Raw genomic sequence first — 25565 nt, forward strand, 5'->3', positions numbered from 1 at the left:
AAATGCCTCTCTTCAGAGACACATTTTCTATATTTTAAAATAATTTAAGAGGAGCTGACAAAAGTACAGTTCTGTTAAGCTTCCTGCCACTTGTTCTTGCTTTATCTTTTTAAGAAGCTCGTTGAGTACTTCTGCTTTTTTATAAGAAGATATTGTATCGATTCCTTTTTGAAAAAGCTCCTGGTCTTCAGATATAGGGATACTTTTCGTTTTTTCTAAAAGAGCAACAACCCTAGAGGCCTGGTTTCTTAAGTCAGTGTGTCGCGTAACATTGCTAAAGATTTCTTCTAAGTGACTGGCTGCCTCGATACATAGATTCTTTCCCATCACTCCATTTAAGTTTGAACGTATTATCCCTTGTTCCCAAAAGTTTAAAACTCGTGCTGCAGCTGAAGTGAAGAGCAGACTAAACTGACAAATTTCCTCTGTCCGTAAATAAAAGATATAAGCCATCTGTAATGTATACGCTAACTGATAAAGTCATGTGAAGCCAGCGGTACAAATAAAGTTGCCTGCATAGCGGAATGTTGTAGCCAGAAAGTTGTCTCTCCTTGAAACAAGAGACCAAGCTTCGTTTTCTCTTGCTCTTCTAAATAACTTACCAGTCTATCTTTGAATATCCTGCGAAAAATAAGTGTCCATTCAGGATTTATTTCTTCACTCAGCGTTTCGATTCGAAAAATTGTTTTTCGACTTTCCATCGACAGCCTGATTGTGTGCATCCTCTTCTTCCTTCCTGTAAATCATTCCCATATTTTTAAACGGGATATTTCTTTCAGACTTTCTGTAAAATCATCTGTCAGTATCGTCACATGCCCCATTTTTCTATCGACCTTCGCTTCCAACTTTCCATAATCATGGATATGCCATTCAGGCCTTTTATGAGCTAATTGCTCCATTTGAGGAACATCTTGTCCCAGAATATTGAGCATAATGGCTTTTTTCAATAGGCGAGGTTGCGGCAATTCCTCGCCGAGAATTCCCTTGATATGTAAGTCAAATTGTGAAAAATCACAAGCCTCTATTGTATAGTGTCCCGAGTTATGGGGACGTGGGGCAAGTTCATTTACATAAATCTCGCCCGCTGCTGTCAGAAACATTTCTACACAAAGTGTCCCTGAAAGCTGGAGCTCTTTAGCTATCGCCAGCGCCAAACCTTTAGCCTTTTCGCTGACCTCAAGAGGTACGGGAGCAGGAGCAATGGTACGGTGTAGAATATTATTAATATGTTCATTTTGACAAAGGGGGAAGGTCACAAAATCCTTACCATTCCCACTAATAATTAAAGAAATCTCACAATCAAAATCAACAAATTCCTCCAGTACACATTCTGCACTCTCTGCTAACTTCATGGTCTCTTTCAAATCCTCATCAGATTTCAAAACAACTTGACCGTGTCCATCATAGCCACCCATTGTTGTTTTTAATACTTGTTTTTTTGTTACTTGCTCTGGAAGATTTTGAGCATTTTCTACGAGTTTCCACGGGGCTATTTTCACGCCACATTGTTCTAAAAACTCTTTTTCTAACCGACGATTTTGCGTGATTTCTAATAATCGAATGCCTTGCGGAATAGCGACACAGGCATCAAGCTGATGTAAAGCGCTAGCCGATACATTTTCAAACTCATAGGTTATCAGATCACAAGCATAAGCTAGCTTAAGAAGCGCATCAACATCATCATATTCCGCAATAATCAACTCATCCGAACACTTTGCTGCGGAACAGTTCGGATTTGGATCGAGTGTAATCACTTTATGGCCCATATATTGTGCAGAAATAGCCATCATTTGGCCCAACTGCCCACCACCAATAATTCCAATTGTTTTTTTCTTATGTTGCATATTCTTATTATAGGCCATTTTTCTTTGTTCTCCCTATTCTTTTCGGATAGTTTAAAAATAAATCCGCATATTATCCGGATTTTTGTTTACTAAAATCAAAATATTTTTACAAATATTACGCTCGTTTTTAAATTAAAAGTTTACAACAATTCTTTAGTTGAAGAGACTGATATATCGGCTGCTTCTTTTCTATATTTTTTCAATTTTTCTACTAAGCTTTTATCAGCAAGTGCCAAAATCTGAATAGCATAGAGAGCTGCATTTTTGGCTCCTGAAGTGCCTATAGCCATACTAGCAACAGGAACTCCACCTGGCATCTGGACGATGGAGTAAAGGCTATCTAAGCCAGATAAGGCACGTGACTGAATAGGCACACCAATAACAGGAAGAAGTGTCATTGCAGCAACCATTCCAGGTAAATGTGCCGCACCTCCTGCGCCAGCAATTATGAGCTTATAGCCTTGTTGCTCCGCATTTTTCGCAAAATTCATCATAATTTCTGGTGTCCGGTGAGCGGAAATGACCTTTTTATCAAAATCGATACCGAACTCCTCCAAAATTTGAGTCGCTTGTTTCATTGTCTCCCAATCTGAAAGTGATCCCATAATTACTGCAACATCTGCCATTTTTATACTCCTTTATTTCCAATGTCTTTACGATAAAACATCCCTGTATTGTCTAACTTATCTAATTTCTCGTAAAGTGATTTTTGAATACTTTTTATCTCTTTGCCGGTTTCGGTAACCATGTATATGCGTCCCCCTTTTGAAAGGAGCTGACCATCTTTTCTTATAACACCAGCATAATAACAGTTCAAATCCTGTAGCTCTGGTAGAACAACACTCTTTGTTGAAGCATCGGGATAGCCCTGATTTGCTACAACTACTCCTAAGGTAACTTCTTCGGTATTACAGATCAAGTTTGGCTCTCGTCCTTGTAAGATATCCAATATATTTTCAAAAAAATCACTTGTAATAGTTTCTAGAACCACTTGCGTTTCTGGGTCACCAAAGCGAGCATTAAATTCAATCGTTTTGACACCTTCGGATGTCAATATTAATCCGGCATAAAGAATACCAGTAAAAGGCTTATTCTCCGCCTCTAACCCAGCCACAGTTGGCTGAACAATTTTTTCTATGGCTTCTTGTACTACAGCATCTGAAATATGAGGTACAGGTGCATAAGCACCCATCCCCCCTGTATTTGGCCCTCGATCGCCATCAAAGGCACGTTTGTGATCTTGCGCAATAGGTAACGGGTATATCTTTCCATCATGTACTAAGCTAAAAAGTGAAAACTCTTCGCCATCAAGGTATTCTTCTACCACAACTTTTGCTGCTTTTGTCTGGAAAATATCTTCTAAAGCAGCTTTTGCTGCTTCTAAATCCATGGCAACTGTGACGCCTTTTCCTGCAGCTAAGCCATCTGCCTTGATAACAATAGGTGCACCTTTTGTCTCAACGTAATTTAGAGCCTTTCCGAGATCCGTAAAACTCTCGTAGTCTGCTGTGGGTACGCCGTATTTTTTCATTATTGACTTAGCAAAAGTTTTACTGCCTTCGATTTGAGCAGCTTCAGCTCTCGGTCCAAATATAAGCAACCCTTCGTCTAAGAAAGCATCCACAATGCCGTTCATCAATGCTGTTTCTGGACCAACAAAAGTCAAGTCTACTTTTTTCTTCTTCGCAAAGTCTACCAATAGATGATTTTCAAGTTCGGAAATAGCTACACTTTCCAGCTTTTCCTCCGCCATACCCACATTTCCTGGGCAAATAAAAACTTTCTCTACTTTTTCACTTTTTGCAAATTTTCGTGCAAGTGCATGTTCACGCCCACCTGAGCCAACAACTAAAACCCTCATATTTTCTCACTTTCTTCTCACTTCTATCTTAAGATATTTAGAGAAAAAGAAAAAGCCCCAGGGGGCTTTTCTAAATATATTCTTATTCCATTGTTCGGAATTATCAAGCGAGGACAGGTAGAGAAGGTATTTCTAATAAATCTTCGATAACACAATCTGGTGTTAAATCTTTTTGCGCCTCTAAGTGTTTAGGATTATACCAAATTGTTTTAATACCTGCATTTTTTCCGCCTAGGATATCCGTAGCTAAGGTATCACCAACAATCGCAAAATCTTTATCCGCAGCATGATCGATATGTTCAAATACATAATCAAAGAATTCTTTTGATGGCTTGTGTTTTCCAATTTCTTCACTGATAAATATTTCTTTGAAATATCCGGCAATGCCAGACTCTAAAATTCGTGGACGAGAAACTTTTGATGTACCATTACTAACAATGTACATTTCTGTTGCTTCTTGCGCCAGGCAATCCAAAAGTTCCATAGCGTGGTCCATCAATTCATGACCTTGAGCCAAGTGAAGTTGGTAAGCTGCATCAACAGCCGAAGCATCGTAAGTTTCTTTAACTCCCAAAGCTCTAAAAGCATTAGCAAAACGTGTAGAAAGAAGCTCTTCACGACTGATTTCTCCTGCTTCATGACTTCGCCAAAGTGCTTTATTTTCACGTGAGTAGATGGCTCTGTTTTCTTTTGTATCTTCAATATGGTATTGCTCAAAGATTTTGCCTAAAGCCATGTACTCTGCCTTATCAAAATCAAGAAGTGTGTTGTCTATGTCAAAAAGTAATACAGTCATTTTCATCTCTTTCTAAAAATTTATGATAGCTCTAGTTTAACGATTTCATCGTATTTTTTCAACAAAAGAGACTTTTATAACGGTCACTATCTGGCTAATAAAGCAACCGACTGATAAGGTGCCAGTGTTTCAGACTTATATGAATCATAGTTATTAACGAAGACTTCTGCATCTTCAAAACCCTGTGGCAAAGTAAAGTTCACGCTGTGATTGGCAAAGTTATTCAGTACAAGTAAAAGTTGGCCTTTATATTCACGTACAAAAGCATAAATGTGCTCTGAATCTTTAAGTGCAGCTTTATAATCTCCCTCAGAAATAATTTTTTCCGTTTTTCGTAAACGAATCATTTCTTTATAGAAATTATAGATTTCTCCGTTTTTATCTCTTTTCAGATTAATGTCGGTATGTTTGCCCAACTTCAGCCATGGCTCTCCTTTGCTAAAGCCCGCATTTGCGCTATCGTCCCATTGCATCGGTGTTCTTGAATTGTCACGTGATTTACTGCTGATTATTTCAAACGCTTCGGATTCTGTTTTTCCTTGTTTCAAAAGTCTTTCGTAAGCATTCAAAGCTTCTAAGTCTTGGTAATCGGCAACAGAATCATAATCAGGGTCAATCATACCAATTTCTTCACCCATATAAATAAAAGGTGTGCCACGGCTGAGGTGAATCGCAGCAGCTAGCATCGTTGCTCCTTTTATACGGAAATTTTTCACATCCACAAAACGATTGAGTGCTCGAGGTTGATCATGATTATTCCAAAAAGTAGCATTCCAGCCGCCACCTTGTGACATTTTTTCGCCCCATTCATGGAAAAGCTCTTTGAGCGCTTGAAAATCAAAGGGAACTTTGGTCCATTTATCACCATCTTTGTAATCTGTTTTTAGATGATGGAAATTAAAAACCATACTGAGTTCTCTTCGCTCCGGTTGTGTATAGAGAATACTGTTTTCGATGGACGTTGAGCTCATTTCTCCCACAGTTATGGCATGTTCATCTTGGCCAAAAGTAGCAGCATTGAGCATTTTCAAATATTCATGCGTGATTGGTTTATCAGTATACTCAAATTTCCCATCAAATTCTGGATTGTTTTTAAGTATTTCGTCTTTTCCAATAACGTTAATCACGTCAAAGCGAAAGCCTGATATACCTTTCCCACGCCAAAAATTGACAACTTCAAACAGTTCTTTGCGAACATTGGGATTACGCCAATTTAAGTCGGCTTGAGAAATATCATAAAGATGAAGATAATATTTACCAGTATCGCCAAATGGCGCCCAAGCATTGCCACCAAATTTCGACACCCAATCCGTAGGTTCATCTCTAAGAATGAAGAAATCTTGGTAATATTTATCACCGGCAAGTGCTTTTTTAAACCATTCATGTTCTGTTGAAACATGATTCAAAACCATATCCAACATAAATTCAATACCTAACTCTTTACCACGTGCCACCATTTGGTCAAAATCTTTAAAATCACCAAATACTGGATCTATATTAGTATAGTCAGAAATATCATAACCATTATCTCTTTGCGGGCTGGGATAAAAAGGATTAAGCCAAATCATATCGATTCCTAATTCCGCCAAATAAGGTAATTTTTCCGTTACTCCTCTGAGATCACCAATACCATTTCCTGTAGTGTCTAAAAATGATTTAGGGTAAATTTGATAGATGACTTTTTCACTCAATGTCATAGTTTTTTCCTTTTGTTTCTTATTTATTTACGGCTGATTTAAAGACGTTTTTCTTTTCGAGTCCTGTTCCCATTGTATCTGAATCTTTAAAGCCAAAGAACCAAACCAAAGTCATGGATACAACAATACAAACAGCTGTCGCAATCCAAAAGTAGATAAAGTTGTTAGGGTTACCTGCAGCATGAGTCAAAGGATTTGTCGTTGCAGCAAAGTTAGGGAAACCAATAAGTGAGCCTGAGAAGCCGTACATATGCAGATCAAATAAGCCAGCAACCGCAGCGCCTGCAGCTGCACCAATCGAACTCATAATGAAAACACGAATATATTTCAAGTTAATCCCATACATGGCTGGCTCAGTTACCCCACAAAAAGCCGAAATCGCTGCTGGTAAAGCTAACCCTTTGAGACTTTGTTGGCGTGTTTTGAGAAAGACAGCTAGAGCACCAGCACCTTGTGCCAACATTGTAAAGGAAACAATCATATTAATGTTTGATTCTCCTGTTGTTACGATTTGTTGCGTCAAGATAGGAATAACCAACCAATGGAGACCAAAGATAACTAGAACTTGGTAAAGTCCACCAATAATTGCTCCTGCTATTGTGAGATTAAGATTAATCAAGCCTGTAATGACTGAAGCAAGCGCAGAGGAAACAATACTAATTACGGGTCCTACCAACAAGAGTACTAATGAAGCCACAACAAAGAAAGTAATCATCGGTACAAAAATCGAACGAAGCGCTAAAGGCATGTGCTTCTTAAGCCAAGCACCGATTGGTTTAGCCATCCAAGCTGCTACAATAATCGGGAAAATAGTATAAGCATAATTTGGCAAGCTAACAGGAATATTAAAATAACTTGTATTAAAAGTTACGCCAAATAATTCCATGACGACTGGTGCTTTTCCAGCTACAATCTCTCCTTTCTCAATAACATTAGGTGCTGCAACTAAGCCTTGTAAAGCAGGGTGAATCATAAATCCACCAACTGCAGCCACGACAAATGGGTCTGAACCTAACTGTTTAGCAGCAGCATAGCCGACCAAGACAGGAAGAAAGTAGAATGGTGCCATCGCCATTGTTGAAATAATAATATAGGTTGGATCTGTCGGACTAATAAGTTCAAAAATATGGTTTCCTTTAACAAACATGTTAAGAATCCCATTAATCATACCACCAGCAGCTAATAAACCAATAATCGGCATCATTGACCCCGTAATTGTTCCAACTACAACTTGAAAAGCACGAATGATTGGATTTTTAGAAACTTTTGTTTCCTCGACTTCTTCACTACTTTCACCATCCACGACACGACTGCCCAGCTGGGCCACAATTTCGTCATAGACATCCTCAACAGCTTGACCGATAACGACTTGGTACTGCCCCAAATTTGCATTGTAGACAACCCCCGCTACACCATCCATTGCTTCAAGTTTTTTATCGTCTGCTTTTTCTTTGTCGACTAAATAGAAACGTAAGCGTGTGATACAGTGAATCACCTTTGTGATATTTTCCTCACCACCAACAGCAGCAATAATTTCTGTTGCTAATTTTTTGTAATCTGCCATGATTTCTCCTTTTTATTTTGCAGTTGCTTGGCCCAACAGATCGCCTGCTTGAGCAATTCCTTTTTTAACGGTAAGACTATCGAGCTTTTCATTTGTATTTGTAATTAAAACCATACTCGTAAGTGGTAAACCCGCTGCTTCCACTTCTTTCCAATTGACCTGTCCCAGAGCATCGCCACCGTCGACTATATCACCCACCTTAACCTTAATCTGAAAAGGTTGTCCATTTAAACTTACTGTATCAATTCCTAGATGAAGCAACACTTCTAAACCATCTGCGCGCGTGAAGCCGATAGCATGTCCTTGTACTAGACTGACTTCTCCTGCTACTGGACTAACAATGTCATTACTTGTGGGTTCAATAGCATAACCATCTCCCATAACTTTTTTGGCAAATACAGGGTCGGAAACCTTTTCCAAATCAATAACTGTACCCGCTAAAGGTGTATAAAGGTTCTTGTCCTCACTTACACTTTTTTTCTTTCCAAAACCAAACATTTTTATTCTCCTTTAATAAAAATAAACTGCAACTTGTACGTACAAGTTTATAATAGCAAAATGAAAGCGGTTTTGCAAGCGGTTATATTTTTACTTTAACTTAAAGTGCTTTTTTGTTACACTTAGGTTATGAAAAAGTACGAAATTATTCTTCGGGATTTGGAGAAAAAAATTCATGAAGGAAGATATCCCGAAAATGAGCTCTTGCCCAGTGAAAACCAGCTTACAGTGCTCTATCAAACAAGCCGTGCAACGGTACGACAAGCGCTCAAAATCTTGGAAGAAAACGGGATTATTCAACGCCGTCACGGCTTTGGCTCCATTGTTATTCCAAGAGAGAGATTGATGTTCCCCATTTCAGGGTTAACTTCTTTCAAAGAGCTCAAAGATTCTTTAAACTTCAGCTCAACCACTGAAATATTAATTTTTGAAAAAATAACTGTAGATAAAGACCTCTCAGAACTTTCTTTTTTTGAAGAAGGCTCTCAAGCTTTTCATATCCTCCGCCGACGAAATATTGATGAGCAGTTCGTTATCCTAGACCGCGACTATATTTTAGCTTCTGCAGCACCTGATATGACCAGAGAAAAAGTAAAGGCTTCTCTATATGCTTACCTTGAAGATCATGTTCATCTTGATATTTCATATGCTCAAAAAGAAATCACAATTGATTTTGTCAATGATGAAGATAAAACTTATTTGGATTTGAACCCTAAGGACCGCCATGTCGTCAGTGTGCGCAGTCATGTTTATCTCGCCAATAATAATGTTTTCCAGTATACGGAAAGCCGACATCAGGTAGATAAGTTTCGCTTTACTGAATTTTCGAGACGGCAGAAGCATTGAGATGAGGTTGTGGGATTTCCTAAAAGAAGTTAGTACATGTAAAAACTCGAGAAAATGTAATTCTCGAGTTTTTGTGCATGATAGTTTATTGATGGATGATAAGGACAGGGCGGACTCCCCCGTAGGCTGTGCTAAGGTTTACGCCACCATTGCCACGCAACTGACCAACATAAATGCCAGAGTTCACGAGCCAAGCATTGCCGGGAGCACCAGGGGTACGTAGCCACCACCACCTGTTATTAAAACCTACACGACCAGCATGGTCTGGGAAAGCTAAGTCAGGTCCTGACAAGCGTGTCACATCAGCAAGCGATAGGGCAACGGCACGCTTGACGCCATCTGGCACAACTCGTGTTATATCTTGATGAACATCTTGGTTGCTCAAGGCCACAAGATTAGAAGGCAACCAGCGTGTACCTCCTGTAAAATTAACAGAACCATCGATGACATTTCCTGTCATAAAGCTAGAAGCTACAGGAGCCACAATATCTCGAACCTCTGGTGCAAGAGCCCCATACCAAGTCGTTAATTCGCCTTCTTGTTGAGCGAAAGAACGCTCACGGATAGGCTCGTTACGAATAATCATATGGTTGCCACTACCCATATCTTCCAAATAACGGTACTGCTGACCCGCCATAGTAAAGATACGTCCCGGTCTCATGATTGCAAAGTTGAATGCGCTAGGTGGTGAATTTCTATTCCAGCGTGGGTTGCCATCGCCTGCGACAACTTCCAGAAAGTCCGCTAAGCGTGTATCGTGGTGCCCTTGGTCATCATCTTCTAAAAACCTGTCAATGGTTAGAGGCGAGATGACTTGACTATCCACATGGATGGCATAATAGTAGGAACCATTGACAAAACTTCTTCTGACTACTTCATCTCTTACTACAGCTGCGTCAAGCAGGTAAGAGGTTGCCTCGTCTTGTTCCAACAATTCTGCCCAATAAGCCCATCCTGTATTGTGGTCCAGCACCCAGAAGTTGCCGAATCTTTGGTTAGGGTTTAATTGTTCCCATTGCTGAATGGTCATTGGTGGACGCTCTTGTCGGAGGTGTTGTTTTGTCTCTTGCATAATGGCTGCGCCCGGCCAAGTCCCTGTGTTCGTATAGGAGCTATTTGGACCAGTTTCAGTCCAGTAAGTATCTGTTCCATCTCCTGGATGTGTGGTGCCATCTGTTTCGCCATCCTTGGCACCATCCCCTTGGATATAGTCACGGGCATGGCCTGCGGCTGCTGTTTTCAAACTCTCAAGTTCATGGTTAAAGGTGGGCATATACCAAGGTGCTTCTTGCCCTGCACGCTGCCAGCCAAAAGTGAGGTTGATATAGTCATTGAAGGCTAGCGAGTCTCCTGTACGTACATTGATATCATTTTGTGCTGATCTGTAAGGTGTCCATGTCCGCTTATCATCACGTTCTGAATGTTCAACCACAGGGATGAAAACATCTTCGCTACGTACCATAATAGGCTCCTCTCCCTCGGCATCATGTCCGTAGTTTTCGGCAAAGATGTCCTTGTTGCCTGTATCTCTATTGTAATAATCATGAATACGGCCAGGAGCGTGGCTTCTGAAAGCATTAGCACGGTCATTGAGCGCCTGTTGGTTAAAAGCAGTATAAGCAAAGGTACCACCAATAAGTAGAGCTAGAGCCAATATAGCTATGGTTATCAACTTTCTTTTTCTTTGTCTCATTTCTCCTCACCTCGCTTTACTTGCTTTTTATTAAAGAACGAGCGGATACGGAAAAAACGCCTATTTTTACAGGACGTTTTGATGTATGCGAAAAAGAACAGAAAATTACCGCCTGTGCTGTGCTGTGCTGTGCTGTGCTGTGCTGTGCTGTGCTGTGCTGTGCTGTGCTGTGCTGATAGATTATAGTCCATCACAATTCCTCGTCAAGTATTTTGTTGTTTCAGAGTAATACTAATATAATTATATTGTAATATATCGAACAGTAATATTAAAATAAAATGAGGGATAAGTTATTCTAAAATTCTTGTACAAAATCTTCATCTTTTCAGCAAAAAAAGTCCTACTTACTAGCAGAACTTCTTTTATCAATGACGGAAATGTCTCACACCTGTAAAGATCATCGTGATGCCATACTTGTCACAGGCTTCAATGACTTCTTGATCACGAACGGAACCACCTGGTTGGACAATCGCTTTGATGCCAGATTTGGCAATCTCATCAATATTATCTGCAAAGGGGAAGAAAGCATCGGAGGCAAGCACAGCATTATCTAGATTTTTTTCCTGTGCTGCTTCAATTGCTATTTTCACTGAAGCTACACGGTTTGTTTGACCAGGTCCAACCCCAAGTGTTTGATGTTCATTTGTGACAATAATACCGTTAGACTTCACATATTTGACCGCTTTCCATGCAAATTTCAGCGCTTCCCATTGTTTTGTATCTGGTTGAGCTTGCGTTGCTACTGTCCAACTTTCTTCTTGTTCTGCAACAACATCTTGCTCCTGTACTAAGACACCTCCAAGTACACCTGTAATCATCGCTTCTTTTTCTGATGCACCAATTTGTTCAAAATCAAGCGTAAGCAAACGGATATTTTTCTTTTTCGTTAAAATTGCCAGAGCTTCATCAGAAAATGCTGGTGCAATAATGATTTCTAAAAAGATTTTGCTCATTTTCTCAGCTGTTTTTTGGTCAACTGGGCGATTTAAAACTACAATACCTCCGAAGATTGAAACAGGGTCTGCTTCATAAGCATAATCCCAAGCTTGCCCAATCGTCTCCCCTTGACCAATGCCGCAAGGATTCATGTGCTTAAGCGCCACAACAGTTGGTTGCTCCGTAAAATCACGCGCAATTTGCAAGGCTGCATCTGCATCACGCACATTGTTGTAAGATAATTCTTTACCGTGCAATTGCACACTTTGCCCAATCGAATAAGCAGTTGGAAGGGCATTTTCATAAAAATCTGCATCTTGTTGTGGATTTTCACCATAACGCATCCCTTGTTTTAAATCATAGGTCAGTGTCAACTTTTCAGGTTTTTCCTCATGTTCAGAAAACTTTTCTGTTAAATATTGTGCAATGAGTGCATCATAAGCAGCAGTATGTCGAAAAACTTTGGCAGCCAAACGTTGACGAAGCTCTAAGCTGGTTTCCCCAGCTTTTTCGAATTCTTGGAGCACTGCAGCATAGTCTGTGGGATCAACAAGAACAGTAACGTCTGCATGATTTTTTGCTGCAGAACGTAACATTGAAGGACCACCAATATCAATATTCTCGACAATTGTTTGATGATCAGCTCCTAACAAGAGTGTCTCTTTGAAAGGATAAAGATTGACAACAACCAAGTCAATGGGTGTAATATTGTGCTCTTCTAAGGCAGCTAGATGGCTGTCCAAATCACGTCGTGCCAAAAGTCCACCATGAATCATTGGATGTAATGTTTTCACACGTCCATCCATCATTTCCGGAAACTGCGTCACTTCTTCAATCGCTAAGGTTGCAATTCCTGCTTCATCCAAAGCTTTTTTAGTTCCGCCAGTTGAGATAATTTCAAAACCGAGTTTACTTAAAGACTCCGCCAATTCAACAATTCCATTTTTATCCGAAACACTGATAAGCGCACGTTTAGTCATTTTTATTCCTTTTCTATTTTTAAGTTTATAATAGCTCTTACTATTTTTTGATAAGCTCTTCTACTACTTTTATATATAATTCATGCTCTGTTTGATGGAGCTTTTTTTCATATTCGGCGAGTTCTGGGTAATAATCAAGCTGCTGCTGGGCTAAAATTTCTCCTGTATCGACTCCAGAATCCACCCAATGCACTGTGATTCCCAAGCCTTCTTGAGCTTGCCAGGATTCCTCTAAAGCATGAGCTGAACCCGCAAAAGCTGGCAGATAAGATGGATGGATATTAATGATCCGGCCTTCATAAGCTTGCAAAAGAGTAGGACCAACAATTTTCATATAACCTGCAAGACAAATCAAATCAATCTGATGTTCACGGAGCAAAGCAACTAAGGCTTCTTCATAACTTTGCTTATCAGCAAAAGATTTTAAGGTAAAGCTGACAGCAGCTATCTTGAGCTGCTGTGCTCTTTGTAGAGCATAAGCCTTAATCTTATCCGAGAATAAGAGCTGAACTTCAGCGGGAAAAGCTTGAGCAAGAGCTTCAAAGTTGGATCCTGATCCTGAGGCAAAAACGGCAATCCTCATTTTATAATTACCGCTTGTTTCACACGTGGAGTAATTTTTCCGATTTCGTAGCATTTTACTCTTTGCTTCACTTCCTCAGCCTTTTCTGGGGCCACCGCAAGGACCATACCAATTCCCATATTGAAAATTTGGAACATTTCGTCATGAGGAACTTGACCGTATTTCTCCAAAGCTTTGAAAATAGGCAAAATCTCCCAGCTGTCTTCTATAATTTCAGCTGTTAATTGATCACTAAACATTCGCGGAAGATTTTCATAAAAACCACCTCCTGTAATATGTGATATCCCCTTAATCATATTGTCCTTTATAAGTGGCAACAGCTCTTGGACGTAGATATGAGTGGGTTCAAGTAACTCTTCTCCAAGGGGGCGTTCCAGCTCAGGAAGAATTTCTTGTTTATCAAAATCTTTAAAGATTTTCCGGACGAGCGAGTATCCATTCGAATGAATACCGGAGGAAGGAAGCCCTAATAAGATATCACCTGCCTCAACATTCTTGCAGCCATCAATTAAGGCTGACTTTTCGGCAATACCGACAGCAAAACCTGCAAGGTCATAATCATCTGTATCATACATATCTGGCATTTCTGCTGTTTCACCGCCAATCAGGGCTGCACCTGACTGCAAACATCCTTGGGCAACACCTGCGACTACTTTTTCGAGCTTTTCCGGATGGTTTCTCCCGGTAGCGATATAGTCAAGAAAGTAGAGAGGTTCTGCTCCAGCTGCAACGATATCATTAACACACATGGCCACACAATCAATCCCAATCGTGTCATGTTTGTCTGCTTCAATAGCCAGCATCAACTTTGTGCCTACTCCGTCTGTTCCAGAAATAAGCACTGGTTCCTTAACATCAAGTTTTGAAAGATCAAATGCCGCTCCAAATCCTCCAAGTCCTCCAAGAACTCCCAGCCTTTTCGTTTTTTCCGCGTGTTTTTTTATGCGATCAACCACTTGGTAACCCGCTTCAACATCAACTCCTGCCTTTGCATAAGCATTTTTAGACATTTTTTCCTCCTAAAGATTTCAGGTAATTTTCTTCGTAATCGTAAAGTGGCGTCGGATATATACCGTCAAAGTAAGACAGACACAGATTATCATGTCCAATAGCCTCAACTAATCCTTCTTGGCTTAAAAAAGTAAGACTATCTGCTCCAATGATTTGGCAAATTTCATCGACTGAGTGTTCCGCTGCAATCAACTCTTCTCGCTTTTGAATATCGATACCATAAAAGCATGGATAAGCAAGCGGTGGGCTCGCAATTACAACGTGAACTTCAGCAGCGCCGGCATCTTTAAGTAAACGCACAATTCGTCTGCTTGTCGTTCCACGTACTATAGAATCGTCCACCATGATAACCTTTTTACCTTCGACTACACTGGAAACAGCCGAGAGCTTCATCCGTACACCTTGTTCTCTTAATTCTTGCGTAGGCTGAATAAATGTACGCGCCACATATTGATTTTTAATCAAGCCCATTTCGTAAGGTAATCCAGATTCTTCTGCATATCCGGATGCTGCTGAGAGTGACGAATTTGGCACACCAATAACAATATCTGAATCTATCTGTGCCTCACGTGCTAAGATACGCCCTGATTGTTTACGTGCGGTATGAACATTGACACCTGCAATAACACTGTCCGGACGTGCAAAGTAAATATACTCCATTGAACAAATTTGTGTATTGGTCTTATCTGTAAACTGCTCAACATGCAAGCCTTGATCATTAATTTGGATAATCTGACCGGGTTTGACTTCCTGGACAAACTCTGCACCGATAACATCAAAAGCACAGGTTTCACTGGCTACAACGAGCGCACCGTTCGCCATTTTCCCAATAGATAAAGGACGGAAGCCATTGGGATCAAGAGCTGCAATCATTGAATCTTCTGTCATCAAGAGATAAGCAAAGCCACCTTTAACAGTATTCAAGGCTTCCTTTACTTTTCCCATAAATTCAGGATGATGGCTGCGGCGAATCAGATGCGCCAAAATTTCGGTGTCTGAACTTGAAGAAAAGATAGCACCTTGTGCTTCTAACTCACGTCGTAGCGATACGGCATTGGTCAAGTTACCGTTATGGGCTAGACCAAGCTGTGTGTCTTGAAATTTAAAATGAAAAGGCTGAATATTGTTTAATTCTGCTGAACCTGCTGTGGCGTAGCGTACATGGCCCATAGCTGCTTTCCCTAATAATTTTTGTAAATCTTTTTCGTGACGAAAAACTTCTGTTACCAAGCCTAAATCACGATGCCGCTGAAGTTGCCCATCATTATTTGACAGAATACCGGCACCTTCTTGTCCTCTGTGTTGCAAGGCATGAAGTCCAAAATAAGTCAGTTGTGCAGCTTCAGGATGTCCCCAGATGCCAAAAACGCCACATTCTTCGTTCAAGGACTTTACTTCATAAGGCATGGAATCGCTCCTTCATAAATCGCTTTCGCTTCTTCAGTAGATAGGGAAATTTCACCATCTTTTGCTGAAATTTTAATTTCTGACTTGTCTGTAACATGCCCTAACTTGCTTGCTTTCCCTACCATCATTTCTTCAAAATCCTTTTCATCTTCTGGGCGAACTGAGAGAATAAAGCGACCTTGACTTTCAGAGAAAAGTTGTGATACTTTGCCATCAAAATGAACAGAAATTCCTTTATTATTCGCAAAAGCTGACTCGACAAGAGCAACAGCTAAGCCACCTTCAGATAAATCATGCGCTGACTGAATGAGACCCGCTTGGATTGCTTTTAGTACGCGTTCCTGATTTTCTTTTTCAGCTTGCAGTTCAAAGTTCAGCGTACCTGAAATCTCTCCTGTCATCATTTTTTGAATTTCAGAACCGGAGAAATCATCGGCAGTATCACCGATAAGATAAATTAAGTCACCTGTTTCTTTAAAATCTTGTGTCGTAATATGTGCCACATCTTCAATCAAGCCAACCATTCCAATCATTGGTGTCGGTAAAATAGCTTGACCGTTCGTTTCGTTATAAAGGGAAACATTACCTGAGATGACCGGAGTAGATAACACACGGCAAGATTCCGAAATACCATCACATGCCTTGCTTAACTCATAAAATTGTTCTGGCTTTTCTGGATTACCAAAGTTAAGACAGTCCGTAATTGCTAAAGGTCTCCCCCCTGAAGCAATGATATTTCGTGCTGCTTCTGCGACAGCTATTTGTCCACCAATCTCGGGATTAAGGTAGAGATAGCGCGCATTACAGTCTGTTGTCATTGCTAAAGCTTTATTGGAATGACGGAGGCGAATAACTGCTGCATCAGATCCTGGTGCAACGACTGTATTTGTCATTACTCGACTATCGTAGGTTTCATAAATACTGCGCTTGCTCGCAATTGTTGGTTGTCTAAGGATATCTTTGAGAACCTCTGTTGCATTTACGATTTCCGGGATAAACTTTTCAGCTTTTTCAAATTCAGCAATGCGTGCAGGTTCTTTCATTTCACGATAATAAACCGGTGCATCCTCAGCTAAAGAGTCTACTGGAATTTCGGCAACCTTTTCACCTTGATGGAACAATGTGTACATCCCATCGTCAGTGACTTCACCGATATTTACCGCATCAAGTTCGTACTTTTTAAAGAGCTCAACGATTTCATCTTCATGTCCTTTTTTAATGCAAAGCACCATACGTTCTTGTGATTCCGAAAGCATCATTTCGTAAGGCGTCATGTTCGTTTCACGTTGTGGTACTAAGTCTAAATTAAGTTTCAAACCTGAGCCAGCTTTCGAAGCCATTTCCGAAGTTGAAGAAACTAATCCAGCAGCCCCCATATCTTGAATACCGACAAGGATATCAGAATGATTATGGATCACTTCAAGACAAGCCTCTAACAAAAGTTTTTCCATAAAAGGATCGCCCACTTGAACGGCAGAACGTTGTGTTTCAGAACCTGAACCAAACTCCTGAGAGGCAAACGAAGCACCATGAATGCCGTCACGTCCTGTTTTCGCGCCGACATACATGATTGTGTTGCCTACACCTTTGGCTTGTCCTTTTTGGATGTGCTTATGCTCAATCAAGCCCACACACATCATGTTCACTAAAGGATTTCCCGCATAAGATTCGTCAAAAGCTACTTCTCCACCTACTGTAGGAATACCGATACAGTTACCATATCCTGCTATTCCAGCTGTCACACGGTCAACAATGTGACGTGTTTTAGCATTGTCAATCTGACCAAAGCGAAGACTATCCAAAAGAGCAACTGGTCGCGCTCCCATCGAAAAGATATCACGAATAATCCCGCCCGATCCTGTTGCTGCACCTTCATAGGGTTCGACATAGCTTGGGTGATTGTGTGACTCTGCCTTGAAAACAACTGCCCAGTCATCACCAATATCAACGACTCCAGCACCTTCACCTGGTCCCATAAGTACTTGTGGACCTTCTGTTGGAAATTTTTTCAAGACAGGTTTTGAATTTTTATAACAACAATGCTCTGACCACATCACGGCATACATGCCAGTTTCTGTAAAGTTAGGCAGGCGACCACCAAGAATATCATTTTTAATTTTAGAATATTCTTCATCAGTCAAGCCCCATTCACGATAAATTTTTGACGTTTGGATTTGTTCTGGACTCATTTCACCGCTCATTGTGACGCTCCTTCTTCTACAAAATTTTTCAAGATACTGGCAAACATTTTTTTACCATCATTTCCACCAAGTAAGGATTCTACGGCGCGTTCTGGATGGGGCATCATCCCCAAAACATTCCCTTCTTGATTACAAATCCCAGCAATGTCTAAAGCAGAACCATTGGGGTTTCCATTTGCATAAGTGAAAACGATTTGTCCGTTATTTTTTAAATCTGCCAAGGTTTCTTCATCAGCAATATACTTGCCTTCCCCATGTGCAATAGGCAAGCTAATCACTTCATCTTTAGAAAAGACAGTTGTAAATTTTGAATTATTATTTACTTTTAAGTTTTGCCACTTTGAAACAAACTTTAAGCTGTCATTTTGAATCAAAGCACCTGGTAAAAGTCCTGCTTCGATAAGAATTTGAAACCCATTGCAGGTACCAAAGACAGGTTTTCCTTCTGCAGCCAAACGTTTAATTTCAGGCATAACATTCGAAAAAGAAGCAATGGCTCCGCAACGTAAGTAATCCCCGTAACTGAAACCTCCAGGAATCAACACACCATCAAAGCCTGCAAGAGACTTTTCCTCATGCCAGACAAATTCGGCTTCAGCTTGCATCACATCACGAATAGCCCAGAGGAGATCGAAATCACAATTTGATCCTGGAAATTGAATAACTGCAAATTTCATCAATCTACCACCTCAACCTTGTAAGTTTCCATGTTTGGATTTGCTAATAATTTTTCAGCTATCTCTTCCACTTTCTTCACGGCCAATTGAGAATCTCCCTCAACTTCGATTTCAAAATATTTACCAACGCGAATATCTTGAATTTCAGAGTAGCCTAGCTTTTGAGTTGCTGCCTTGATTGCTTGTCCTTGAGGATCCAAAATTGATTTTTTATAGGTTACGTAAACTTCTACTTTGCTCATTTTCTCTTTCTCGTTCACTTTCTTTTATTTGTCTCTGCCATTACGGCATTAAGTCTTAAAGTTCTTTTTCTTCTTGAAGGGCTGTGAGTACACGACTGTATACTTCAATCAAGTCTCCAATATTACGACGGAAAACATCTTTATCTAAATGGTTCCCCTCCGCATCCCAAAGGCGACAGGTATCTGGTGAAATTTCGTCTGCCAAGATAATTTCGCCATCTGCTATACGACCAAATTCGAGTTTGAAATCAACCAGACTCAAGCCGATTTCCCCCCATATTTTTTGGAGAAGGGTATTGATTTTCAGTGTTTCTGACTTGATGAACTCCAGTTCTTCTGGTTGAGCAAGTTCAAGAAAATAGACATGTTCATCATTGATAAAAGGATCATCGAGTGCATCAGACTTGTAATAAAATTCAATAATAGGTCGAGGAAGAATGTCACCTTCTTCCAAAGCAAATCGCTTTGCAAAAGAGCCAGCAACACGATTTCTTAAGACCACTTCTAGAGGTATAATCTCAACTTTCTGGTTTAATTGTTCGGTTTTAGATAGTTGTGTGATAAAAGATGTTTTGATTTGTTCGGCATTCAATTTTTGAAAAATCAGGGATGTAATTTGATTGTTCAATGCCCCTTTGCCTTTAATTTCTTCTTTTCTTTTACCATTTAGAGCTGTTGCGTTATCACAATACTCCACCCAAACCAGCTGTTCATCCTCTGTTTCATAAAGCTTCTTTGCTTTACCTTCATAAAGTAAGCGTCCCTTTCTCACGATATGCCTCCTCTTTATTTTATAATTTAATTCTAACCTTATTTAGAGTACAAAAAAAGATATTACTTGTGAAAGTAATATCTTTTTTGAATATCATTCGCTTTTTACGAACATTTATATAAAACTTCAAATTCTTCACAGACAATATCCATATCTGGTGCATAACAATCTAAATCTCGGAAAAAAGCTTCATGAACTTGCCGCCAATAGGCCAAGCTCCTGTCTCCTTCACCTTCGTTAAAGGCATGATCCTCTGTTACCTTATTAAACTTAGTAATATAGACCTTGCTTGTTTGAATCGCGGCTCGTGGATTTCCTTTGCCATCGAGTAAAATCTCATATCTTCCATCCACAGCAGGTAAAAAATCGTCTGGTCCATACAGGGACAATGCGCTTGCTGTAGCTCTTTTTTTCCCCTCAAGTACAAGTTCTAATAGCTCATCAGCCATTTGAGGAGTGTTACCAAAGGCCCAAGCATCACTGAAGTTATCTGGATTTAGATTAGCCTCTGCGATAAATTTTTCGTACATTTTTCCTTCCCGTCTTTTATAACTTTAATTGCATTTTGTAATTTTTTAAATTTTGGTTGCGTCGTAGGACGATTTGTTGCTCTAAAATCTCATAGCCACGTTTTTCAAAAAAAGGCCGCGCAGTTAAGGAAACATCAACTTTTATTCTTTCTGCCCCCTGCCCCTTACAATATTGTTCAATCTGTTTGGCAAGGAGATTTCCTACACCTCGTTTCTGAGAATCCTTATCAACATACAGGCAATCAAATTTGTCTTCGCTTGTCGCATTAGCAAAGCCTAAAATTTTTCCACTTTCTTCTACAATTATACAATAACTCTCAGCCAGCAGTTTTTCCGGAAAAAAATCAGACTTATCAGATGGCGCCCATGCTTCTAACTCTTCTGCAGAATAATCCGCAGTATTGATTGTATGTACTGTTGTATAAAACAAATCAGCAATCTCAGCATAATCGTTTGAGCAGTAATGTCGACAGTTCATCTTAAATCGCCAAATCAAATTTGAGTTGTGGAGTCACAGGTTCATAGTCCACCAATTCAAAATCTTCTGGTTTAATATCAAAGAAATTCGTTCCATCTGGTACATTTAAAATCAAGCGTGGCTCTTTTTCTGAACCCGTGCGTGACAGTAACTCATTCGCTTGTTCAAATTGATTATCGTAAATATGCAAGTTGTTGACAAAGTAGAAAAACTTGCCGACTTTCCAGCTGAAGTGTTTAGCCAACATCATTTGCAAAGCTACATACTGCATCGCATTAATATGATGCGCCACAAGCATGTCGTTTGAACGTTGAATCAAGGTTGCATCCAGATAAATTTGTCCATCTGCTTCACGTCTTACGTCAAACATCGTTTGAAATGCACAAGGCAAAAGTCCTTCGGTTTCTTCAAAATCTTCATATTGCCAAAGATTAATGATATTCCGACGGTTCCATGGATTTTTTTCCAAACCTTCGAGAAGCTTGCCGATAATGTTATATTTTTTAACGGTTGCTCCATAACGTTGTCCAATGGTACCATCACCGATACCCCATTCAGCCCAATATTTCACACCATATTTTTCTTCTAGAACGTCAAGTGCGCTGGTCTGATCTTGGTAAATCCACATGAGTTCTTTGATTGCCGTCTTGATAGGAATACGACGAAGAGTTGTGATAGGAAATTGCCCTTTTTCAAGATCATAAGTGACGAAAGATCCTGTAATATATTTACTGTTGGCTGTTTGGCCATTTTTATATTTTGGACGCGCATTTTCTGAAAACACGCCATTTTCGAGGATATTACTGATATTTTCTTTGAAGATTTGGTCTGCGTAGGTCATATTTCCCTCTCTTACTTTCGCTTTATTATGACTAACATTATACCATATAAATAAACAAACTTTTAGAGGTTAGTTCCATTCTCTTAAAGTAATTATGACAATCAAAATAGAAAAAGAAACAAAAAAAGCAAGAACTCGCTTGCTTTTTATATTTTTTCACTGAGCATTTCCCAGCGCTCATATTTTGTCTCAAGTTCTGTCGTTACTTGATCTAATTCTTTTTGAAGAGTAGAAAGCATACCGGCATCTGAACCATTTTCGTTCATTTCAGAATCAATTTCTTCTATTCGTTCTTCTAATTTTGCAATATCTTCTTCGATGGTTGCCCATTCTTGCTTCTCGGCCCAAGTCATCTTTGGTTTTACATCTTCGCGTACGCGTGTATCAACTTTCGGAGTAGCTACTTCCACAGGAGCTGCCACTTTTGTCGCCAAGTAGTCACTATAAGCACCAAAAAGATGGTTAATTTTTCCATCCTCAAAAGCCAAAAGCTCATTGGAAACCTTGTCTTGGAAATACCGGTCGTGACTTACGGTAATTACAGCGCCAGGGAATTTTGCAAGAAAATCTTCTAAAACTGTCAAAGTTGCAATATCCAAATCATTGGTTGGCTCGTCCAAGAGCAGAACATTAGGTTGTGTTAATAATATTTTTAAGAGGTAAACGCGCTTCTTCTCACCACCAGAAAGTTTACGAATCAAAGTCCCATGTGTGCTTCTTGGAAAGAGGAATTGTTCCAAAAGATTAACAATCGAAATTGTCTCACCGCTTGTATTTTGGCTAGCGGAAGCTACTTCTTCCAAGAAATTAATGATGCGTTTATCCTCTTCAAGTCCACGTATTTCTTGACTGAAGTATCCAATCTTAACAGTCTCACCGATATCCATCGTTCCTGACGTCAACTCAAGTTCTCCGGCGATAATATTGAGCAAGGTTGATTTACCTACACCATTATCACCAACGATACCAACACGACTTTTATTCTGTACAATCCAGTTCAAGTCAGAAAAGATTGGACGATCAGGAAATACAAAAGCTGCATTTTCAAAATTAATGACTTTTTTTCCTAAACGTGTCGTCGCCAAGCTGATGTCTACATCACCCAAGTCTTTATCTGTACGTACATCTTCTTTTAAGCTTTCAAAACGGTCAATACGTGCCTGTTGTTTAGTTGCTCGTGCTTGCGGAGACTTGCGTATCCAAGCTAATTCTGATTTGTAAAGCTGTTGGTTTTTATGCAAGCTTGCAGCTTCACGTTCCTCTGCTTCAGCACGTTGCGCCAAATAATCTTGATAATTCCCTTGGTATTCTTTGAGTTTTGACTTGTCTAGCTCAAATATACGTGTCGCCACATTGTCCAAAAAATAACGATCATGTGTCACAAAAAGCACTGTTCTCTTACTATTTTTGAGATAGTTTTGCAGCCATGCGATAGTATCCACATCAAGGTGGTTGGTAGGTTCATCCAGCAAAAGTAAATCAGACGGATTGACGAGCGCTTGGGCTAATTGCACACGGCGCTTTTGTCCTCCTGAAAGCGAGCCTATCTTTGAAGAAAAATCTGGCAATTTGAGTTTTGTTAAAACTGTTTTCACATCTGCTTCTACTTGCCAAGCGTTTAAAGCATCCATATCAGATTGGGCACGTTCAAATTTGCTTAAATCTTCAATATTTAAAAGTGCAGCTTCATATCTTTTTATGGCCTTCATTTGGGGAAGTGAATCATCCAGAACAGTATCCATGATACTTGCTTCATCATCAAAATCTGGCTCTTGAGTCAAATAGGTAATTTTATAATCTTGGGGGTGAGTAAATGGAGAAACATCTCCATCAAAACCTTGAATGCCCGCAATCGTATTAAGCAAAGTTGTTTTACCTGTACCATTTGTGCCCAATAGCCCTATGCGATCGAGGTTATGTATAATAAATGAAATTTTATCAAAAAGTGTTTTATCTCCTACGCTTTTTGTTAATTCTGATACTAAAAAATCTGCCATGTTCTATCTAAATCCTATCTTTTTCTCTGAATACTCTTATTTATTATAGCACAAGTTAAGAAAGGCAAAGAGCCTTGACCCTTTGCCTTTCAACATTAAATAAAATACTACACATTAAAACTAGAAAAACTATCTGAGCTCAGATCTGTTAAATCTGCATTTCCTAAATCTAATAAGTAAATGCGAATTTTCTGTGCAAAGCTCATACCGCTTTGCGTATTTTCGATAGTTTTCTTGACTACCGGTATATCATCTGTGATTAAGCCATCAACATCGTATAGACGCATACGTTGTACTGTATTGGCATCATTAACATCCCAAGCATAAACTTTTTTACCATAATCGTGCGCTTTTTCCACAAATTCCGAATCCAATGTCGATATTTCAACTGAAAATGCATCAACATTACTTTTCGGTACTCCGATAAGGTTGTAGGTCATAATGTAAAATACAAAAGCAGATGAATCATGATTTTTTAGACTGCGTGACAATTCAAAGCTTAAAGATTGTACTTGATGTTTTCTTGCTTCAATATCTTTTTTATAACGTTGCAAGAAATTTTTACTTACTGCATTGACATCTTCCTTAAGCGGGATTTTAATTTCAATCAGTAATTTTTGATCAAGCCTATCTGCTTCTTTCAAGTATTCATCAAAGCTTGGTAAAGGGGCAGATTTACCATTTTCTCGGACAGTGAGTTTGGTGAGTTCAGCTAAAGTCAATTCATTTACTTTCTTGTTCACTCCAGCTAAATGACGTAAATTTTCATCATGCATGACAACAAATTGCTTGTCCTTTGTTTCACGTACATCCATCTCAACATAATCTGGATGATAGGTTTGGCTAGTTTCAATCAAGGCGGGAATTGTATTTTGAACACCATTTTTCTCGGACACACCACGATGTGAAATAATAAGTGGATTTGATAAGGTATCCTGGCTGAGGTAATAAACGTTAAAAACACCAATGAGCGCAATAAACAGGACTGTAAAAAGCCCCAATAAACTTCGGCTCATCCAACGCCAACCTTTAGGCAATAGTTGAAAAGCTTTTAGCTCAACATAGATTTCTTCTGGTGTTAATTCCTCTAACAAATTAATGACCACATAGAAAATCAAAATCAGTGACAAAAGCATGTGTAGTAAAGCTGAAACTTGGATAATAAACATAATCATCGTCGCAGATGCTAACGCTATTTGAGGCATGTGATGATCAATTGCGGATTGCAACAAAATCAAGAGTTGACTGATTACCCAGAAAGAAGCCAGTAAACTGATGAAAATTGCTATAAAGCGGAAAAAGAAAACTTTAAATTTTCCTTTGCTCATCTGCCAGCTGACACTCAATGAGGTCCTAAGTTTTTTCTGCTGCAAAATCATGAGCGGCAGAACAAAAATTAGACGGTATCCAATAAACATGGATAATAAAGTCAGTAAAATGTAGGCTGTCAAAAGCCACCAATTGTTAGTTGCAATAAACTCCAAGATGAAGTTAGGCACTTGAATAGCGGAAATAATGTCTATACCGCTGGCAAAACCACTTAAAGGCAAAACTAACATAAAATAAAACAAGAAAAATAAGATAAGAGAGGGTCTGAGATGTCGCAACCGTGAAAATGTTGCATAAAGTAACTCAGGAATTGTGACTTTTTCTTTTTGCTTCACAAAGTGAACCAGTATCGTTAGAAAAGTAAATTCTAAGAATACCGAAACTACAATCAGGACCAAAATACCTACTAGAGCAAACGCTGTGAGGGGATGTTGACTGAAAATCGAGAGTACATTATCATAAGCCAGATAATCAATCTCCTTGCGGTGAAGTAAAAAATTAGTGGTCGCTGTTAATGTCGGAACTACAACGAGTAAAAGTAAGAGGTGAAAAAAGATGACGGGACCAAAATAATGAAACGTATTTTTAAAAAAGTCTTTTGTTGATTGGAATGTTTTACGCATTTTCCTTGCTTTCTTTTTAATAAATTAAAATGTAAGATAAATTTCTTCTTTTTATTTTAGCACAATATGTTTTGAAAACTAAGAACCTACTTTACGCTCGTTTAGGGGATAGACAGTTTTTAGTATTTTGTATAGGGCACAAAAAAAAGCACATAAGTG

General features: G+C 39.4%; 22 protein-coding genes and 1 pseudogene. 1 reads left to right on the top strand and 22 read right to left on the bottom strand.

Annotated elements, in window-relative coordinates:
• Positions 1-27: 27 nt before the first annotated feature.
• The 8 genes and pseudogenes from J0J36_RS10715 to J0J36_RS06000 all read right to left on the bottom strand — a co-directional run bounded on the left by J0J36_RS10715 (position 28) and on the right by J0J36_RS06000 (position 8260).
• A pseudogene (locus J0J36_RS10715) lies at positions 28-722 on the bottom strand (hypothetical protein).
• 21 nt (positions 723-743) lie between these two features.
• A complete protein-coding gene (gene purK, locus J0J36_RS05970) occupies positions 744-1862 on the bottom strand; it encodes a 5-(carboxyamino)imidazole ribonucleotide synthase (RefSeq protein WP_206886695.1) in 1119 nt (372 codons plus the stop codon).
• A 122-nt stretch (positions 1863-1984) separates the two neighbouring features.
• On the bottom strand, positions 1985-2470 hold the full coding sequence (gene purE / locus J0J36_RS05975; protein WP_019292351.1) for a 5-(carboxyamino)imidazole ribonucleotide mutase: 486 nt from the start codon (positions 2468-2470) through the stop codon (positions 1985-1987).
• Between the two features lie 2 nt (positions 2471-2472).
• A complete protein-coding gene (gene purD / locus J0J36_RS05980) occupies positions 2473-3705 on the bottom strand; it encodes a phosphoribosylamine--glycine ligase (RefSeq protein WP_019292352.1) in 1233 nt (410 codons plus the stop codon).
• A gap of 103 nt (positions 3706-3808) precedes the next feature.
• Positions 3809-4501, bottom strand: a complete 693-nt coding sequence (locus J0J36_RS05985; RefSeq protein ID WP_019292353.1) for a YjjG family noncanonical pyrimidine nucleotidase — start codon at positions 4499-4501, stop codon at positions 3809-3811.
• Between the two features lie 86 nt (positions 4502-4587).
• Positions 4588-6198, bottom strand: coding sequence for an alpha,alpha-phosphotrehalase (gene treC / locus J0J36_RS05990; RefSeq protein WP_019292354.1), 1611 nt, complete (start codon positions 6196-6198; stop codon positions 4588-4590).
• Between the two features lie 19 nt (positions 6199-6217).
• Positions 6218-7762, bottom strand: coding sequence for a PTS transporter subunit EIIC (locus tag J0J36_RS05995; protein ID WP_019292355.1), 1545 nt, complete (start codon positions 7760-7762; stop codon positions 6218-6220).
• Between the two features lie 12 nt (positions 7763-7774).
• A complete protein-coding gene (locus J0J36_RS06000; RefSeq protein ID WP_019292356.1) occupies positions 7775-8260 on the bottom strand; it encodes a PTS glucose transporter subunit IIA in 486 nt (161 codons plus the stop codon).
• Between the two features lie 129 nt (positions 8261-8389).
• Between J0J36_RS06000 and treR the strand changes: the two genes are divergently transcribed.
• Positions 8390-9106 (top strand): trehalose operon repressor, encoded by a 717-nt coding sequence (treR, locus tag J0J36_RS06005; RefSeq protein WP_019292357.1) that lies wholly within the window; start codon positions 8390-8392, stop codon positions 9104-9106.
• An 85-nt stretch (positions 9107-9191) separates the two neighbouring features.
• Here treR and J0J36_RS06010 read toward each other — a convergent pair whose 3' ends face one another.
• The 14 genes from J0J36_RS06010 to J0J36_RS06075 form a co-directional block, all read right to left on the bottom strand.
• Positions 9192-10799 carry a hypothetical protein gene (locus J0J36_RS06010; RefSeq protein ID WP_153925088.1) on the bottom strand — a complete coding sequence of 536 codons (1608 nt, stop codon included), beginning with the start codon at positions 10797-10799 and terminating at the stop codon, positions 9192-9194.
• 365 nt (positions 10800-11164) lie between these two features.
• On the bottom strand, positions 11165-12715 hold the full coding sequence (gene purH, locus J0J36_RS06015) for a bifunctional phosphoribosylaminoimidazolecarboxamide formyltransferase/IMP cyclohydrolase (RefSeq protein ID WP_019292359.1): 1551 nt from the start codon (positions 12713-12715) through the stop codon (positions 11165-11167).
• A 40-nt stretch (positions 12716-12755) separates the two neighbouring features.
• On the bottom strand, positions 12756-13298 hold the full coding sequence (purN, locus tag J0J36_RS06020) for a phosphoribosylglycinamide formyltransferase (RefSeq protein ID WP_019335504.1): 543 nt from the start codon (positions 13296-13298) through the stop codon (positions 12756-12758).
• Positions 13295-14308, bottom strand: coding sequence for a phosphoribosylformylglycinamidine cyclo-ligase (purM, locus tag J0J36_RS06025; protein ID WP_019292361.1), 1014 nt, complete (start codon positions 14306-14308; stop codon positions 13295-13297). Before purM ends, purN begins: the two co-directional genes overlap by 4 nt.
• A complete protein-coding gene (gene purF, locus J0J36_RS06030; protein ID WP_040087550.1) occupies positions 14301-15716 on the bottom strand; it encodes an amidophosphoribosyltransferase in 1416 nt (471 codons plus the stop codon). Before purF ends, purM begins: the two co-directional genes overlap by 8 nt.
• Positions 15701-17917 carry a phosphoribosylformylglycinamidine synthase subunit PurL gene (purL, locus tag J0J36_RS06035; RefSeq protein ID WP_153925098.1) on the bottom strand — a complete coding sequence of 739 codons (2217 nt, stop codon included), beginning with the start codon at positions 17915-17917 and terminating at the stop codon, positions 15701-15703. Before purL ends, purF begins: the two co-directional genes overlap by 16 nt.
• Positions 17914-18594, bottom strand: a complete 681-nt coding sequence (gene purQ / locus J0J36_RS06040; RefSeq protein WP_019292364.1) for a phosphoribosylformylglycinamidine synthase subunit PurQ — start codon at positions 18592-18594, stop codon at positions 17914-17916. Before purQ ends, purL begins: the two co-directional genes overlap by 4 nt.
• Positions 18594-18836 (bottom strand): phosphoribosylformylglycinamidine synthase subunit PurS, encoded by a 243-nt coding sequence (gene purS, locus J0J36_RS06045; protein WP_019292365.1) that lies wholly within the window; start codon positions 18834-18836, stop codon positions 18594-18596. Before purS ends, purQ begins: the two co-directional genes overlap by 1 nt.
• A 55-nt stretch (positions 18837-18891) precedes the next feature.
• Positions 18892-19608, bottom strand: a complete 717-nt coding sequence (gene purC / locus J0J36_RS06050) for a phosphoribosylaminoimidazolesuccinocarboxamide synthase (protein ID WP_019292366.1) — start codon at positions 19606-19608, stop codon at positions 18892-18894.
• Between the two features lie 104 nt (positions 19609-19712).
• Positions 19713-20138 (bottom strand): ASCH domain-containing protein, encoded by a 426-nt coding sequence (locus J0J36_RS06055; protein ID WP_019292367.1) that lies wholly within the window; start codon positions 20136-20138, stop codon positions 19713-19715.
• 16 nt (positions 20139-20154) lie between these two features.
• Positions 20155-20616 (bottom strand): GNAT family N-acetyltransferase, encoded by a 462-nt coding sequence (locus tag J0J36_RS06060; RefSeq protein ID WP_153925101.1) that lies wholly within the window; start codon positions 20614-20616, stop codon positions 20155-20157.
• Position 20617: 1 nt separating this feature from the next.
• Positions 20618-21457 carry a thymidylate synthase gene (locus tag J0J36_RS06065; RefSeq protein ID WP_019292369.1) on the bottom strand — a complete coding sequence of 280 codons (840 nt, stop codon included), beginning with the start codon at positions 21455-21457 and terminating at the stop codon, positions 20618-20620.
• A gap of 146 nt (positions 21458-21603) precedes the next feature.
• Positions 21604-23454, bottom strand: a complete 1851-nt coding sequence (locus tag J0J36_RS06070) for an ABC-F family ATP-binding cassette domain-containing protein (RefSeq protein WP_153925104.1) — start codon at positions 23452-23454, stop codon at positions 21604-21606.
• Between the two features lie 107 nt (positions 23455-23561).
• A complete protein-coding gene (locus tag J0J36_RS06075; protein ID WP_019292371.1) occupies positions 23562-25406 on the bottom strand; it encodes a glycerophosphoryl diester phosphodiesterase membrane domain-containing protein in 1845 nt (614 codons plus the stop codon).
• Positions 25407-25565: the final 159 nt, after the last annotated feature.

Origin of the sequence: Lactococcus sp. LG1074, assembly GCF_017309525.1 — a bacterium.
Taxonomy (GTDB): Bacteria; Bacillota; Bacilli; order Lactobacillales; family Streptococcaceae; genus Lactococcus; species Lactococcus petauri.

Excerpts from the sequence above, each read along its gene's own strand:
- purK (WP_206886695.1), bottom strand. The coding sequence starts at position 1,862 with ATGGCCTATAATAAGAATATGCAACATAAGAAAAAAACAATTGGAATT.
- purE (WP_019292351.1), bottom strand. The coding sequence starts at position 2,470 with ATGGCAGATGTTGCAGTAATTATGGGATCACTTTCAGATTGGGAGACA.
- purD (WP_019292352.1), bottom strand. The coding sequence starts at position 3,705 with ATGAGGGTTTTAGTTGTTGGCTCAGGTGGGCGTGAACATGCACTTGCA.
- J0J36_RS05985 (WP_019292353.1), bottom strand. The coding sequence starts at position 4,501 with ATGACTGTATTACTTTTTGACATAGACAACACACTTCTTGATTTTGAT.
- treC (WP_019292354.1), bottom strand. The coding sequence starts at position 6,198 with ATGACATTGAGTGAAAAAGTCATCTATCAAATTTACCCTAAATCATTT.
- J0J36_RS05995 (WP_019292355.1), bottom strand. The coding sequence starts at position 7,762 with ATGGCAGATTACAAAAAATTAGCAACAGAAATTATTGCTGCTGTTGGT.
- J0J36_RS06000 (WP_019292356.1), bottom strand. The coding sequence starts at position 8,260 with ATGTTTGGTTTTGGAAAGAAAAAAAGTGTAAGTGAGGACAAGAACCTT.
- treR (WP_019292357.1), top strand. The coding sequence starts at position 8,390 with ATGAAAAAGTACGAAATTATTCTTCGGGATTTGGAGAAAAAAATTCAT.
- J0J36_RS06010 (WP_153925088.1), bottom strand. The coding sequence starts at position 10,799 with ATGAGACAAAGAAAAAGAAAGTTGATAACCATAGCTATATTGGCTCTA.
- purH (WP_019292359.1), bottom strand. The coding sequence starts at position 12,715 with ATGACTAAACGTGCGCTTATCAGTGTTTCGGATAAAAATGGAATTGTT.
- purN (WP_019335504.1), bottom strand. The coding sequence starts at position 13,298 with ATGAGGATTGCCGTTTTTGCCTCAGGATCAGGATCCAACTTTGAAGCT.
- purM (WP_019292361.1), bottom strand. The coding sequence starts at position 14,308 with ATGTCTAAAAATGCTTATGCAAAGGCAGGAGTTGATGTTGAAGCGGGT.
- purF (WP_040087550.1), bottom strand. The coding sequence starts at position 15,716 with ATGCCTTATGAAGTAAAGTCCTTGAACGAAGAATGTGGCGTTTTTGGC.
- purL (WP_153925098.1), bottom strand. The coding sequence starts at position 17,917 with ATGAGCGGTGAAATGAGTCCAGAACAAATCCAAACGTCAAAAATTTAT.
- purQ (WP_019292364.1), bottom strand. The coding sequence starts at position 18,594 with ATGAAATTTGCAGTTATTCAATTTCCAGGATCAAATTGTGATTTCGAT.
- purS (WP_019292365.1), bottom strand. The coding sequence starts at position 18,836 with ATGAGCAAAGTAGAAGTTTACGTAACCTATAAAAAATCAATTTTGGAT.
- J0J36_RS06055 (WP_019292367.1), bottom strand. The coding sequence starts at position 20,138 with ATGTACGAAAAATTTATCGCAGAGGCTAATCTAAATCCAGATAACTTC.
- J0J36_RS06060 (WP_153925101.1), bottom strand. The coding sequence starts at position 20,616 with ATGAACTGTCGACATTACTGCTCAAACGATTATGCTGAGATTGCTGAT.
- J0J36_RS06065 (WP_019292369.1), bottom strand. The coding sequence starts at position 21,457 with ATGACCTACGCAGACCAAATCTTCAAAGAAAATATCAGTAATATCCTC.
- J0J36_RS06070 (WP_153925104.1), bottom strand. The coding sequence starts at position 23,454 with ATGGCAGATTTTTTAGTATCAGAATTAACAAAAAGCGTAGGAGATAAA.
- J0J36_RS06075 (WP_019292371.1), bottom strand. The coding sequence starts at position 25,406 with ATGCGTAAAACATTCCAATCAACAAAAGACTTTTTTAAAAATACGTTT.